This window comes from Pseudomonas sp. Sample_20 (assembly GCF_004307585.1).
GTDB classification, from domain to species: domain Bacteria; phylum Pseudomonadota; class Gammaproteobacteria; order Pseudomonadales; family Pseudomonadaceae; genus Aquipseudomonas; species Aquipseudomonas atacamensis.
This window is the reverse complement of sequence record NZ_RCOA01000105.1, coordinates 1-12,531: the sequence shown is the minus strand read 5'-3', so window position 1 is coordinate 12,531 and position 12,531 is coordinate 1. Positions and strand designations below refer to the sequence as shown.

Below are 12,531 nucleotides of genomic sequence, written 5' to 3'. Positions count from 1 at the left end.
TCGGCGGCCATGATCAGGTCGCCTTCGTTCTCGCGGTCTTCGTCATCCATGAGGATGACCATCTTGCCTTGGCGGATGTCTTCAACCAGTTCTTCGATGCTATTGAGCGCCACAAGGCACCCCCTTCTTTTGAATTATTTGAGGTAGCCGTTTTGGGCCAGAAAGCTTTCGGTGATGGTGCTGCCGGCGGTCTTCTCGGCGGCCTTGTCGCCCAGCAGCAGACGCTCCAGATAACGCGCCAGCAGGTCGACTTCCAGGTTCACCCGGCGGCCCGGCTTGTATGAAGCCATGATGGTTTCGCTGAGGGTGTGCGGAATGATCGTCAGCATGAATTCGGCGCCATCGACTTCGTTTACGGTCAGGCTGGTGCCGTCGACGGTGATCGAGCCTTTATGGGCGATGTACTTGGCCAGCTCTTTCGGCGCGCGGATGCGAAATTCCACGGCGCGGGCATTGTCGCTGCGCGATACCACTTCACCGACGCCGTCGACGTGGCCGCTGACCAGATGCCCGCCGAGGCGAGTGGTCGGGGTCAGGGCTTTTTCCAGATTGACCGGGCTGCCGCTTTTCAGGTCATTCATGGCGGTGCAATCGAGGGTTTCGCGGCTGACGTCGGCGGCAAAGCCGTCGCCCGGCAACTCGACGGCGGTCAGGCAAACGCCGTTGACCGCGATGCTGTCGCCGAGTTTGACGTCACTCAGATCGAGCTTGCCGGTTGCGACGTGGACCCGCACATCACCGCCCTTTGGGGTCAGTGCGCGGATACTGCCGATGGATTCGATGATGCCGGTGAACATGGGGTTCTCCTTGAGAACGAGGCCAGCGCTAACGCAATGGCCGGGAATTATACGCGGGCTGAAGGCACAGGGATCGCAGTGACTCGCCAGTCATCGCCCACCGCGCGGATTTCAGTGATTTTCAGTTCCGGCGCATCTTTCATCTGCGCCAGCGGCCAGTCGAGCAGCGGACGCGCCGTGGAGCCAAGGAACTTGCCGGCAATGAAGATCACGAATTCGTCGACCAGCCCCAGTTGCGCAAAGGCGCCGGCCAGACGCGGCCCGGCCTCGACCAGCACCTCATTGGTGCCACGATGAGCCAGTTCGATGAGCAATTGATGCAGATCGACCTGGCCGTCGTCACCCGGCACGATCAGGCATTCCGGGCCGTTGGCGTATTGCTCCTCGACCGCGACGCAGGTGGCGACCAGCGCCGGCCCGGCCTTGAAAAACGGTGCATCCAGCGGCACCCGCAGGCGCCCATCGATCAACACGCGCAATGGCGGGCGACTCATGGCCAGTGCTGTTTGCTCGGTGTCCAGGCCCAATTCGTCCGCGCGCACGGTCAACCGCGCGCCGTCGGCCAGCACCGTGTCGGCGCCAGTCAGCACCACCGCCGCCTCAGCGCGCAAACGCTGTACCGCAGAACGCGCCGCCGGGCCGGTAATCCACTGGCTCTCGCCGCTTTCCATCGCTGTGCGACCGTCGAGGCTCATGGCCAATTTGACCCGCACGAACGGCAAGCCGTGTTCCATGCGTTTCAGAAAACCTTGATTGAGCTTGCGTGCCTCTGCTTCCAGCACCCCGCTTTCAGTGGCGATACCGGCGTCAGCCAGGCGCTGCAAACCGCGCCCGGCGACTTGCGGATTGGGATCACGCATCGCCGCCACGACCCGGGCAACGCCAGCGGTCACCAAGGCATCGGCACACGGCGGCGTGCGCCCGTGGTGGCTGCAAGGCTCGAGGGTCACGTACGCCGTCGCGCCCCGGGCCTGCTCGCCAGCGGCGCGCAGGGCGTGGACTTCGGCATGGGGTTCGCCGGCGCGCTCATGCCAGCCTTCGCCGACAATCTGGCCGTCACGCACCACCACGCAACCGACTCGCGGATTGGGATGGGTGGTGTAGTGGCCCTTGCGCGCCAGTTCCAGTGCGCGGGCCATGAAATGCGCGTCGAGGATCGCCTGCTCGGCGGCGGTGGTCATTCTTTCACCGGTTCGCGGGCGAGGCGGTCGATCTCTTCGCGAAATTCATTGAGGTCCTGGAAGCGCTTGTACACCGAGGCAAAACGGATATAGGCGACTTCATCAAGCTTTTGCAGCTCGGCCATCACCAGTTCGCCGACCACGAGGGATTTGACCTCGCGTTCGCCGGTGGCGCGCAGCTTGTGCTTGATATGGACCAGAGAGGATTCGAGGCGCTCGACGCTGACCGGACGTTTCTCCAGCGCGCGTTGCATGCCGGCGCGGAGTTTTTCTTCGTCGAACGGTTGGCGGCTGCCGTCGGTTTTGATCAGGCGCGGCAACACCAGTTCGGCCGTCTCGAACGTCGTGAAACGTTCGCCGCAGGCCAGGCATTCACGCCGGCGGCGCACCTGTTCGCCCTCGGCGACCAGACGCGAGTCGATGACCTTGGTGTCGTTGGCACCGCAGAAGGGACAGTGCATGGTGGCTGGCAACAAAAAATGGGAGGGCCATGGTAGCGCATCCCCGTGGCAAGACAAGCCATAGGCTTTGCGGTATACAGAACGGCATGATCGTCTGATCCATGGAATTCATTCTGCCGGAGCCTCCAATGCCGTTACGTCCGCTCGTTCTGCTCAGTCTTTTCAGCCTGCTGGTGGCCTGTGGCAGCGACGCACCCAAGCCGCAACCGCCGACGCCGGGCCCCGCGCCGCAACAGGCGCAGAAAAAAGCCAAAGAGGCCGCCGAACTTGGCCCGCTGCCAGCGCATCAGCGCGAACTGAGCGGCACCCTGCAAGGCGTGCCGGCCGGCGCCGAGGTCGAACTGGCGCTGCTGGTCATCGATGAAAAGGATCGCCCGCAACAGTTGCTCGCCAGTTCCAGCCTGATCGGCAACAACCAGATCCTGCCGTTTCATCTGCGCTTCAACCCCGAGGCGTTTCCGGCCGGCGCACGGGTCGAGCTGCGCGGTCGCGCCAGCCAGTCCGGACAACTGATTCTGCACCTGCCGTCGCAGACCATCACTCAACCGACCACTCAGGCTTTGGGCCAGCTGCAATTCGTCAAAGCGCCATGACAGCACCGCTCGACCTGCAACAGGCCTTGGGGGAATTGCTCGGCGACGCCAGACTGAAAGCCTGTGCGTTGCCGGGCACTGATTTGCAGCTGTGGCTGATCGACGGCGACAACATGGCCCGCGAATTCAGCCAGGAAGAAACCCAGCGCATCCTGCATGAACCGCCCTATTGGAGCTTTTGCTGGGCCAGCGGCTTGGCCGTGGCGCGTTATCTGGCACAGTTTCCAGAGTGGGTGCGCGGCAAGCGCGTACTGGATTTCGGCGCCGGTTCCGGGATCGCCGGCATCGCGGCGGTGAAGGCCGGGGCGCTGGAAGTGGTGGCCTGCGATCTCGATCCGTTGGCGATCGCCGCGTGCAAGGCGAACGCCGAGCTCAATGATGTGCAGATGAGTTATTCGACGGATTTCTTTGCCGAGGCGGATCGCTTCGATCTGATTCTGGTTGCCGACGTGCTGTACGACCGCGCCAATCTGCCGTTGCTCGACGCGTTTCTCAGTCGCGGACGCGAGGCGCTGGTGGCGGATTCACGGGTGCGGAACTTTCGTCATCCGTTGTATGAGCGAATTGAAGTGCTCGAGGCGATGACCTTGCCGGATCTGGCCGAGCCGGAAGAGTTTCGGCATGTGAGCCTTTACCACGCCACCCGCGCATGATCGTTCCCACGCTCTGCGTGGGAATGCAGCCCGGGACGCTCCGCGTCCCTTCGTACGGCGTAACGCAGAGCGTCACCGGAGGCATTCCCACGCGGAGCATGGGAACGATCAGTGTTACAGCTTTCAGCAGCCCCTCGCGAAGCTTTATAGTGAGCCCATCCACGCTTTTACGAGATCCCCCATGAGTCAGCAAACGCCGTATATCTTCGACGCCACGACTGCCGATTTCGACCAGTCGGTGATCGAAGCCTCCTTCAACAAACCGGTGCTGGTGGATTTCTGGGCCGAATGGTGTGCGCCGTGCAAGGCGTTGATGCCGATGTTGCAAGGCATTGCCGAGAGCTATCAGGGCGAGTTGCTGCTGGCCAAGGTCAACTGCGACATCGAGCAGGACATCGTCGCCCGCTTCGGCATTCGCAGCCTGCCGACCGTGGTGCTGTTCAAGGACGGTCAGCCGGTCGATGGCTTTGCCGGGGCACAACCGGAATCCGCCGTGCGCGCCCTGCTGGAACCGCATGTGCAGATGCCGCCACCGGCCGCTGCCGACCCGTTCGAACAGGCCCAAGCGATGTTCGACGAAGGTCACTTCGCCGAGGCGGAAGCGGTGCTGGTGACCATTCTCAATGAAGACAATACCAACGCCAAAGCGCTGATCCTTTACGCACGCTGCCTGACCGAGCGCGGTGAGCTGGGCGAAGCGCAAACTGTGCTCGACGCGGTCAAGAGCGATGAGCACAAAGCCGCACTCGCCGGGGCCAAGGCGCAGATCCAGTTCCTCGGCCTCGCCCGCGATCTGCCCGACGCCGCCGAGCTGAAGAGCCGCCTGGCGCAAAATCCGCAGGATGATGAAGCGGTGTACCAACTGGCGATCCAGCAACTGGCGCGCCAGCAATACGAAGCGGCGCTGGACGCCTTGCTGAAGCTATTCATCCGCAACCGCAGCTACGGCGAAGGCTTGCCGCACAAGACCTTGCTGCAGGTGTTCGAACTGCTGGGCAATGATCATCCGTTGGTGACGGCTTACCGTCGCAAAGTGTTTGCCGCGCTGTATTAAGGCCTCACCCGATCCAGCTATAGAGCGGCGTATCCCCGCCGCTCGCCACTTTCACATCGGAACTATGGCGCAGACGCACCAGCAAACGCTTGCCCGCTGCCGCACTGCCGGTGACCGCCTCCAGTTGATCGAGCAGATCCGGCCCGCTAAGCTGCCCGGCCTTGCGCAGCAAGTCTTTGGCCACCTGCCACAGCGCATCATCCTGATTCACCGGCTTCGCCGCCGGAGCGGGCGCAACCGCCTCAGACTGCGCAATCGGCGCCTGCCCGCTCAGCGCCGAACCCAGCCTGGCCCAATCGCTGTCATCCAGCTCCACCGTCAAATCCACCGGCACCTCGCCGACCGTTCCGCGTATCCGCAACATCAAGTTCGCTCCTGCACTTTTCTGACCTGCATGCTCCCATGGGACTTGTGCAACGCCAAGCGACGTTGTCCAGTGTGGCGGTTATCGAGCCTTCATCTACAGTGTCCTTTTTCTCACAGCACCCTGTAATGAAACGAAGTTACTACGCCCTATTGATGACCCCACTCTTGCTCATCGTGGCATGGCGCATCTGGTTGCCTGCCGATCTTTCGGCTTGTCCCGCTGACGGGGAAACTGCAGGTCCACTGACCCTAGTTATTCGTGATTACTTTGAGCGCAATAGCCGGACCGACTGGCGAGACATGGATGATCGTTTCGACATACTTTCAACCCCCGAAGGCCAGAGCATAGCGAGTCAACCGAATTCACACACTTGCGAAGCATTGCGGGTACTGCAGAGTCCGGCGTTCAGTCAGAGTGAAAAAATCTTCACCATGGCACTTATGTTCAGACTGCCAATCGACCAGTACATGGCCCTGATGGATCGCAGTCATCAACTCTACACGCAGGGCAAAATGGATAAGGAGGTGCTGACTCTGGTGGTATTTCCGCGCGGAACAGCCATCAACTACTGGTGGCTTCCGGCTTGGCGACAGCGTTTCAGTCGCGATGCCCCGAGCGTGCTCGACGCAAATCTGATCAACGATGTTCTTTCGGGACACTATTGGTTCGACTATCCCGGCGCAGGCTTCTGATTCTGCAAGCATGACATCCAACCCCAGCACCGCCCGCGAACTCATCCCGGGCGGTGCTTAGCCATGTCTTGCGCAATCTCAAGCGCACGGGCACACTCTGCGCACTTTCGTTATAAGATTACATAACAAACTTTTCATTTTTCTCGGAGTTCGTCATGCGTCGTTTGTTGCTCGCTTTGCCGTTTGCCCTGTTGCCGCTGGCCGCTGCCCATGCGGTTGATGAGCACGATCATGATCATGAGCACGGCAGCCTCGGCGCCCACGAACATGGTGTGGGTCGGCTGAACGCCGCGCTGGAGGGTCAGACCCTGGAGCTGGAGCTGGAAAGCCCGGCGATGAATCTGGTGGGTTTTGAACACGCCGCCACGTCGGATGCCGACAAGGCCAAAGTCGCTGCCGCTCGGGCGCAGCTGGAAAAACCATTGGCCCTGTTCAGTCTGCCCGCTGCGGCCGGTTGCAAGGTGGTCAGTCAGGAACTGGAAAGCCCGCTGTTCGGCGACAAACCGGACGCCGACAATCACGACGAAGATGAAGCGGACAAGGACGGTCACGAGCATCACCACGACCACAGCGAAATTCATGCGCATTACCAATTCAGCTGCGCCACACCGGGGGCACTGACCACGCTGAACCTGACGAACGTCTTCAAGACCTTCCCGGCGACGCAGAAGATTCAGTTACAACTGATCAGCGCCAGCGGCCAGCAAGGTACGGAAGTCACGGTCAAGTCGGCTGCGCTGAAATTCTAGGATCCACCGAAATCCCCTGTGGGAGCGAGCCTGCTCGCGAAGGCGGCGTGTCAGCTGACATGTGGGTGTCTGACCCAGCGCTTTCGCGAGCAGGCTCGCTCCCACAGGGTTATGTGTTCACTTCATGAAAATCGGTGCCATGACCCAAGCACTCATCGAACTTTCCGACCTTGGCTTCAACTGGCCCGGTCACCCGCCGCTGCTGGACATCCCGGCGTTTCGTCTGGAAGCCGGCGAAACCCTGTTTCTCAAAGGCCCCAGCGGCAGCGGCAAGACCACCCTGCTCGGCCTGCTTGGCGGGGTGCAGAAGCCCGGTCGCGGCAGCATTCGCCTGCTCGGCCAGGAGCTGACCGAGCTCTCTGCCGGCAAGCGCGATACGTTTCGTGTCGATCACACTGGCTACATTTTCCAGCAATTCAACCTGCTGCCGTTTCTCTCGGTGCGCGAGAACGTTGAGTTGCCGTGTCATTTTTCAAAACTGCGTGCGCAACGGGCGAAACAGCGCCACGGCAGCGTCGATCAAGCCGCCGCCACCCTGCTCGCGCACTTGGGTTTGAGGGACGAAAGTCTGCTCGGTCGTCGCGCCGACTCCTTGTCCATCGGCCAGCAACAACGGGTCGCTGCCGCCCGCGCGTTGATCGGCCAACCGGAACTGGTGATCGCCGACGAACCGACGTCGGCACTGGATTACGACGCCCGCGAGAACTTCATTCGCCTGCTGTTTGCCGAGTGTCGCGAGGCCGGATCGAGTCTGTTGTTCGTCAGCCACGACCAGAGCCTGGCGCCGCTGTTCGACCGTCATCTGTCCTTGGCCGAACTCAATCGCGCCGCCACTTCTGCCGAGGTCTGAGATGTATCTGTTTCGTCTGGCCATGGCCAGCCTGGCCAACCGCCGTTTCACCGCATTGCTCACCGCCTTCGCCATTGCTCTTTCGGTGTGCCTGCTGCTCGCCGTCGAGCGTGTGCGCACCGAAGCCAAGGCCAGTTTCGCCAGCACCATCAGCGGTACTGACCTGATCGTCGGCGCTCGTTCGGGGTCGGTGAACCTGCTGCTGTATTCGGTGTTCCGCATCGGCAACGCTACCAACAACATCCGTTGGGACAGCTTTGAACACTTCGCCAACAACCCGAAAGTGAAGTGGGCAATCCCCATGTCCCTCGGCGACTCCCATCGCGGCTATCGCGTGATGGGCACCACCGAAGCCTATTTCGAGCACTATCAATACGGGCGCCAGCAGCACCTGGCGCTGGCCGAGGGTCGCGCGTTTGCCACCGATCCTTTCGAAGTGGTGCTCGGTGCCGAAGTCGCCGAAGCGCTGCACTACAAGCTCGGCGACAAACTGGTACTGGCCCACGGCGTGGCGGCGATCAGCCTGGTCAAGCACGACGACAAACCCTTCACCGTGGTCGGCATTCTCCAGCGTACCGGCACGCCGGTGGACCGCACGTTGCACATCAGCCTCGGCGGCATGGAGGCGATTCACATCGACTGGCACAACGGTGTGCCGGCGCGCGGCAACGGCAGGATCAGCGCTGATCAGGCGCGCAACATGGACCTGACGCCGCAAGCGATCACCGCGTTCATGCTCGGCCTCAACAGCAAGATTTCCACCTTTGCCTTGCAGCGCGAGATCAACGAGTACCGTGGCGAACCGATGCTGGCGATCCTGCCGGGCGTGGCCTTGCAGGAATTGTGGAGCCTGATGAGTACGGCCGAGAAAGCCTTGTTCGTGGTCTCGCTGTTCGTTGTGCTGACCGGGCTGATCGGCATGCTCACAGCGATTCTCACCAGCCTCAACGAGCGCCGCCGCGAGATGGCGATTCTGCGCTCGGTGGGCGCGCGGCCCTGGCACATAGCAAGTCTGCTGGTGCTGGAAGCTTTCGCCCTGGCGCTGACCGGGGTGATTGCCGGGCTGGCGTTGCTGTACATCGGCATCGCCGCTGCGCAAGGTTACGTGCAAGCCAATTACGGTTTGTACCTGCCGCTGGCATGGCCGAGCGAGTATGAATGGACGCTGCTCGGTGGCATTCTGGCGGCCGCGCTGCTGATGGGCAGCGTGCCGGCCTGGCGCGCGTATCGCCAATCATTGGCCGATGGCCTGTCGATCCGTTTATGAGGATGTTCACCATGCCCCGCGCCCTGCTTGCGCTGCTGATGCTGGTCGCCCTGCCCGTGTGGGCGGCGGCGCCGAAAGACCTGACCTGGTCGGAAATGATCCCGCCGGACGCCGCGCCGGAAGTCCCCAACATGACCCCGCTGCACGACCTGTCGAAGATGGGCGACGCACTTTCCGCCGAGTCCGCGCCGGCGGCCAAGCAGGACATGCCGAATGCCCCGGTAGTGAAGAGCCTCGACGGACAGAACATTCGCCTGCCCGGTTACATCGTGCCGCTGGAAGTCAGTGAAGAGGGGCGCACCACGGACTTTTTGCTGGTGCCGTATTTCGGCGCCTGCATACACGTACCGCCACCGCCGTCGAACCAGATCGTCCATGTGAAAAGCGAACTGGGCGTGAAGCTCGATGAGCTGTATCAGCCGTATTGGGTTGAAGGACCGTTGCAGGTGAAAGCCTCGAGCAGTGAACTGGCCGATGCCGGGTATCAGATGGAGGCGGAGAAGATTTATGCGTATGAGCTGCCGGAGTAAGTCCCGGTAGTTTTGTGCTGTTGCAATGACCCCTTCGCGAGCAAGCTCGCTCCCACAGGTTTCGGTGGTGACCATGAATTTTGTGGTCGCCTCGATCTGTGTGGGAGCGAGCTTGCTCGCGAAGGGGCCTTCAAAGGTTTCACAGAAACCCAGCCCCTTCACTGTTTCATTGAGCTGAGTCAAAACACCGTATCAGACGGCTTCGTACCCTAGGACATCGAATTTTTATGTCCTTTCGGAGCCCCCATGAACAAGTCCTTGCTCAGCGCCCCGCTGTTTGCCCTCGCGCTCGCAGCCCCGCTCGCCCACGCCCACGAAGCCGGTGACATCCTCGTGCGCGCCGGTGCGATCACCGTCAACCCGAAGGCCGACAGCTCCAGCGTCAAGGTCGATCAGGGTCCGCTGAGCGGCACCAATCTGGGCGGCAAGGCGACCATGAGCAGCGACACTCAACTGGGCCTGAACTTCGCCTACATGCTCACCAACAACATCGGCATCGAACTGCTGGCAGCCACGCCGTTCGAGCATGACGTCAAGCTCAAGGGCACCGCCCTGCCCGCCGCCAACGGCAAGCTCGGCACCCTGAAGCACCTGCCGCCGACCCTCAGCGTGGTCTACTACCCGCTGGATTCGAAATCGGCATTCCAGCCGTATGTGGGTGGTGGCATCAACTACACCTGGATCTACGACGAACACGTCGGCAGCGAAGCCAGCGCCAACGGCTTCAGCAACTTCAAGGCGAAAAACTCCTGGGGCCTGGCCTGGCAGGTCGGCGCCGACTACATGATCACCGACAACATCATGCTCAACGCCCAGGTGCGCTACATCGATATCGATACCCGCGCGACCGTCGAGAACAACGCCGTCGCCCCCGGCACCCGCGCGCGGGTAAATGTGGACGTCGATCCGTTCATCTACATGGTCGGTCTGGGCTATAAGTTCTAAGCTGATTTTTACCGAACGTTCACGTGGTGGTGAATGAGGCTTGGTGGCGGGCAGGCACAGACCTGACGACGACCGTACGCAGTCGATCGGGGGATAACATTCCCTCGCCACAGGGATAGCGATATTCCGGCCGTGAAAAAGGCGCCTGATGAAGGGCGCCTTTTTCATTTGGTGCTGAGTCATGTGGGGCGTTGGAGGCCCGGGCCCCTCACCCCAGCCCTCTCCCGGGGGAGAGGGAGCCGATTTGTGTGTTGTTCAAAACCTGAGTTCGACTGGGTATCGCAAGTCGGCGTACTTCTCACAAACACCTCAGTCAGTTCCCTCTCCCCCTGGGAGAGGGCTAGGGTGAGGGGCTTCTCAGGAGCGCCCGAGCAACCGCGCCAAGCCCACACTCATCGGCGTCTGCGGCGGCATTTCAAAGCGCTGCAGCAAGCGTCGGTTATCCGCTCGCGAATGGCGAATATCACCCGAACGCGCAGGCCCGTAACTCACGGGCGGCAACTCACCGATTACCGATTTCAACGCTTCGAGCATCTGCTTCAGGCTCATCGCCTGATTCCAGCCAACATTGACCGCGCCTTCCTGTACATCAGGCTTTTCCAGCGCCTGCACCAGCAAATCCACCAGATCACCGACATAGAGGAAATCGCGAGTCTGCTCGCCATCGCCAAACACGGTGATCGGCAAACCCTTCGAGGCGCGCTCGCTGAAAATGCTGATCACCCCGGAATACGGCGAGGACGGATCCTGGCGGGGGCCGAAGATGTTGAAGAAGCGAAAAATTGCCGGTTCCAGGCCATGCTGGCGACGGTAGAAATCGAAGTACTGCTCACCGGCCAGTTTGTCCGAGGCATAGGGTGTCAGCGGCGCTTTTGGCGTGTTTTCATCAATCGACTCGCCCTCGCCATTGTTGCCGTACACCGCCGCGCTGGAGGCATACACCACCCGCTTGACCCCGGCCAGACGCATGGCTTCGCAGACATTCAGGGTGCCGATGAAATTGCTCTGGTGGGTTTTCACCGGATCGTCCACCGAGGCCTGCACCGAGGCCACGGCCGCCAGATGCGCGACAGCGTTGCAACCTTGCATGGCGCGGGCGACCAAAGCGGCATCGGCGACATCGCCGACCACCAGTTCGACCTTGGGATTGTCCAGCGGCAGGTTGCTGCGCTTGCCGGTCGACAGGTCGTCGAGCACGCGAACCGCATAGCCCTTGGCGAGCAAGGCATCGGTCAGGTGCGAGCCGATGAATCCGGCTCCGCCAGTGATTAAAACCGTTGCTTCAGCCATGTCGGTAGAACCTATCCAGTAGACCCGGGAGTGCGGCACGCCAGGCGCGCGGTTTGATCCCGAAAGTGTGGAGAATTTTCTTGCAGGCCAGCACCGCGTGTTGCGGTTCTTCGGCGGCGTCCGGGCGCGCGGCGTGGGCCTGCGCGGTCGGTGCTTCGATCGCCAGCGGATGCAGGCTGCGTGCTTCGGTGAGAATCGCCTGGCCCAGCGCCAGCGGTGTGGTCGCTTCGTGGCCGGCGTAATGGTAAGTGCCCCACAGCGGCGCGGCGCAGTCGAGTTGCTTGAGCACGGAGATGATCACTCGCGCGGCGTCATCGACCGGAGTCGGATTGCCGCGCCGATCATCGGCCAGCAGCAACTCTTCGGGTTTTTCCGCCCGGGCGAGGAAGCGCCCGAGGGTGCCGTCCGGGCTGTCGTCGAGCAGCCAGCCAAACCGCAGCAGTACATGTTGCGGGCAGGTCGCGCGCACGCTTTGCTCGATGCGCCACAAGGCCTGACCGCGCAGGCCCAGCGGCACCGGTTCGTCTTTTTCGCTGTAGGCCGTGGCCCGCGAGCCGTCGAACACGCGATAGCTCGACGGCTGCACGAGGACAATGTTGTGGTGCTGGCACAGTTCGGCCAGACGCTCGATGGCGCGTTCCTGACCGGTCATGCGGCTTTCGCTGACGCTCTCGGCCTGGAACCAGTCGAAATAGTAGGCGAGGTTGATCAACGCATCGGGACGGGTGTCGTCGAGCAGTTGGGTGAGGCTCGCGGCATCCCAGCCGTTTTCGGGCGGGCGGGGGGCGAGGAAACCGATGTCTTCTTCCGCACCGAGGCGAATCAGCGCCTGCCCAAGGGCATTTCCGCCGCCCAGTAACATAAGGCGCATTCGCATAGAGTCAGCAGGCCCAGTCTGATTGGAACGATGGCTTTGGCGACGGTTCTCGTGGAACCATCGTCGATAATTGCCGGAATCGTTGCATTTTGCGGGTTTAGTGCGCAACCGTCATCCGTAAAGTGTAGATCCGCGAATTTGCGGCGTCCTGACCGGCCCCTTCGCGAGCAGGCTCGCTCCCACAGGGGACCGGGTTCCAAGGTGGGAGCGAGCCTGCTCGCGAAG

At 61.8% G+C, this 12,531-nt stretch carries 16 protein-coding genes; 9 read left to right on the top strand and 7 right to left on the bottom strand.

Going from position 1 to position 12,531, the window contains the following annotated elements:
- The 4 genes from D8U70_RS21290 to nrdR all read right to left on the bottom strand — a co-directional run.
- Window positions 1–113: 3,4-dihydroxy-2-butanone-4-phosphate synthase (locus D8U70_RS21290; RefSeq protein ID WP_177433989.1), on the bottom strand; the 113-nt coding region annotated here is incomplete at its 3' end.
- Between the two features lie 21 nt (window positions 114–134).
- Window positions 135–797, bottom strand: coding sequence for a riboflavin synthase (locus tag D8U70_RS21285; protein WP_016772981.1), 663 nt, complete (start codon window positions 795–797; stop codon window positions 135–137).
- 47 nt (window positions 798–844) lie between these two features.
- On the bottom strand, window positions 845–1,978 hold the full coding sequence (ribD, locus tag D8U70_RS21280) for a bifunctional diaminohydroxyphosphoribosylaminopyrimidine deaminase/5-amino-6-(5-phosphoribosylamino)uracil reductase RibD (RefSeq protein ID WP_130929659.1): 1,134 nt from the start codon (window positions 1,976–1,978) through the stop codon (window positions 845–847).
- Entirely contained in the window at window positions 1,975–2,439 is a 465-nt protein-coding gene (nrdR, locus tag D8U70_RS21275) for a transcriptional regulator NrdR (RefSeq protein ID WP_007910946.1), read from the bottom strand. Before nrdR ends, ribD begins: the two co-directional genes overlap by 4 nt.
- Window positions 2,440–2,567: 128 nt before the next feature.
- On the opposite strand from nrdR, the gene D8U70_RS21270 reads away from it, so the two are divergent.
- From D8U70_RS21270 to trxA, 3 genes are all read left to right on the top strand, one after another.
- Complete coding sequence (locus D8U70_RS21270) at window positions 2,568–3,032, top strand: YbaY family lipoprotein (protein WP_042610623.1); 465 nt, start codon at window positions 2,568–2,570, stop codon at window positions 3,030–3,032.
- Window positions 3,029–3,685 (top strand): 50S ribosomal protein L11 methyltransferase, encoded by a 657-nt coding sequence (locus D8U70_RS21265; RefSeq protein WP_122705926.1) that lies wholly within the window; start codon window positions 3,029–3,031, stop codon window positions 3,683–3,685. Before D8U70_RS21270 ends, D8U70_RS21265 begins: the two co-directional genes overlap by 4 nt.
- A gap of 181 nt (window positions 3,686–3,866) precedes the next feature.
- A complete protein-coding gene (gene trxA / locus D8U70_RS21260; protein ID WP_122750914.1) occupies window positions 3,867–4,739 on the top strand; it encodes a thioredoxin in 873 nt (290 codons plus the stop codon).
- Window positions 4,740–4,743: 4 nt separating this feature from the next.
- Here the strand turns inward: trxA and D8U70_RS21255 are convergent, their stop codons facing one another.
- Window positions 4,744–5,103, bottom strand: a complete 360-nt coding sequence (locus D8U70_RS21255) for a hypothetical protein (protein ID WP_130929658.1) — start codon at window positions 5,101–5,103, stop codon at window positions 4,744–4,746.
- 128 nt (window positions 5,104–5,231) lie between these two features.
- Here D8U70_RS21255 and D8U70_RS21250 point away from each other — a divergent pair, with 128 nt between their 5' ends.
- The 6 genes from D8U70_RS21250 (at window position 5,232) to D8U70_RS21225 (ending at window position 10,139) form a co-directional block, all read left to right on the top strand.
- Window positions 5,232–5,798: a hypothetical protein gene (locus tag D8U70_RS21250; protein ID WP_071173727.1), complete on the top strand. Its 567-nt coding sequence runs from the start codon at window positions 5,232–5,234 to the stop codon at window positions 5,796–5,798.
- Window positions 5,799–5,953: 155 nt separating this feature from the next.
- Window positions 5,954–6,547, top strand: coding sequence for a DUF2796 domain-containing protein (locus tag D8U70_RS21245; RefSeq protein WP_122705920.1), 594 nt, complete (start codon window positions 5,954–5,956; stop codon window positions 6,545–6,547).
- A 139-nt stretch (window positions 6,548–6,686) separates the two neighbouring features.
- Window positions 6,687–7,397 carry an ABC transporter ATP-binding protein gene (locus D8U70_RS21240; protein ID WP_024014500.1) on the top strand — a complete coding sequence of 237 codons (711 nt, stop codon included), beginning with the start codon at window positions 6,687–6,689 and terminating at the stop codon, window positions 7,395–7,397.
- A gap of 1 nt (window position 7,398) precedes the next feature.
- Window positions 7,399–8,664, top strand: coding sequence for an ABC transporter permease (locus D8U70_RS21235; protein WP_073475735.1), 1,266 nt, complete (start codon window positions 7,399–7,401; stop codon window positions 8,662–8,664).
- Between the two features lie 11 nt (window positions 8,665–8,675).
- Complete coding sequence (locus D8U70_RS21230; protein WP_024014502.1) at window positions 8,676–9,194, top strand: DUF3299 domain-containing protein; 519 nt, start codon at window positions 8,676–8,678, stop codon at window positions 9,192–9,194.
- Between the two features lie 246 nt (window positions 9,195–9,440).
- Window positions 9,441–10,139 (top strand): OmpW family outer membrane protein, encoded by a 699-nt coding sequence (locus D8U70_RS21225; protein ID WP_024014503.1) that lies wholly within the window; start codon window positions 9,441–9,443, stop codon window positions 10,137–10,139.
- Window positions 10,140–10,496: 357 nt separating this feature from the next.
- Here the strand turns inward: D8U70_RS21225 and D8U70_RS21220 are convergent, their stop codons facing one another.
- The gene (locus D8U70_RS21220) at window positions 10,497–11,429 is read right to left on the bottom strand and encodes an NAD-dependent epimerase/dehydratase family protein (protein ID WP_130929657.1); all 933 of its coding nucleotides are present in this window, start codon (window positions 11,427–11,429) and stop codon (window positions 10,497–10,499) included.
- Window positions 11,422–12,306: a sugar nucleotide-binding protein gene (locus tag D8U70_RS21215; protein WP_041477681.1), complete on the bottom strand. Its 885-nt coding sequence runs from the start codon at window positions 12,304–12,306 to the stop codon at window positions 11,422–11,424. Before D8U70_RS21215 ends, D8U70_RS21220 begins: the two co-directional genes overlap by 8 nt.
- Window positions 12,307–12,531: the final 225 nt, after the last annotated feature.

Bases quoted from the DNA above. Each gene is read 5' to 3' on its own strand.
- D8U70_RS21285 (WP_016772981.1), bottom strand. From the start codon at position 797: ATGTTCACCGGCATCATCGAATCCATCGGCAGTATCCGCGCACTGACC.
- ribD (WP_130929659.1), bottom strand. From the start codon at position 1,978: ATGACCACCGCCGCCGAGCAGGCGATCCTCGACGCGCATTTCATGGCC.
- nrdR (WP_007910946.1), bottom strand. From the start codon at position 2,439: ATGCACTGTCCCTTCTGCGGTGCCAACGACACCAAGGTCATCGACTCG.
- D8U70_RS21270 (WP_042610623.1), top strand. From the start codon at position 2,568: ATGCCGTTACGTCCGCTCGTTCTGCTCAGTCTTTTCAGCCTGCTGGTG.
- D8U70_RS21265 (WP_122705926.1), top strand. From the start codon at position 3,029: ATGACAGCACCGCTCGACCTGCAACAGGCCTTGGGGGAATTGCTCGGC.
- trxA (WP_122750914.1), top strand. From the start codon at position 3,867: ATGAGTCAGCAAACGCCGTATATCTTCGACGCCACGACTGCCGATTTC.
- D8U70_RS21255 (WP_130929658.1), bottom strand. From the start codon at position 5,103: ATGTTGCGGATACGCGGAACGGTCGGCGAGGTGCCGGTGGATTTGACG.
- D8U70_RS21250 (WP_071173727.1), top strand. From the start codon at position 5,232: ATGAAACGAAGTTACTACGCCCTATTGATGACCCCACTCTTGCTCATC.
- D8U70_RS21245 (WP_122705920.1), top strand. From the start codon at position 5,954: ATGCGTCGTTTGTTGCTCGCTTTGCCGTTTGCCCTGTTGCCGCTGGCC.
- D8U70_RS21240 (WP_024014500.1), top strand. From the start codon at position 6,687: ATGACCCAAGCACTCATCGAACTTTCCGACCTTGGCTTCAACTGGCCC.
- D8U70_RS21235 (WP_073475735.1), top strand. From the start codon at position 7,399: ATGTATCTGTTTCGTCTGGCCATGGCCAGCCTGGCCAACCGCCGTTTC.
- D8U70_RS21230 (WP_024014502.1), top strand. From the start codon at position 8,676: ATGCCCCGCGCCCTGCTTGCGCTGCTGATGCTGGTCGCCCTGCCCGTG.
- D8U70_RS21225 (WP_024014503.1), top strand. From the start codon at position 9,441: ATGAACAAGTCCTTGCTCAGCGCCCCGCTGTTTGCCCTCGCGCTCGCA.
- D8U70_RS21220 (WP_130929657.1), bottom strand. From the start codon at position 11,429: ATGGCTGAAGCAACGGTTTTAATCACTGGCGGAGCCGGATTCATCGGC.
- D8U70_RS21215 (WP_041477681.1), bottom strand. From the start codon at position 12,306: ATGCGAATGCGCCTTATGTTACTGGGCGGCGGAAATGCCCTTGGGCAG.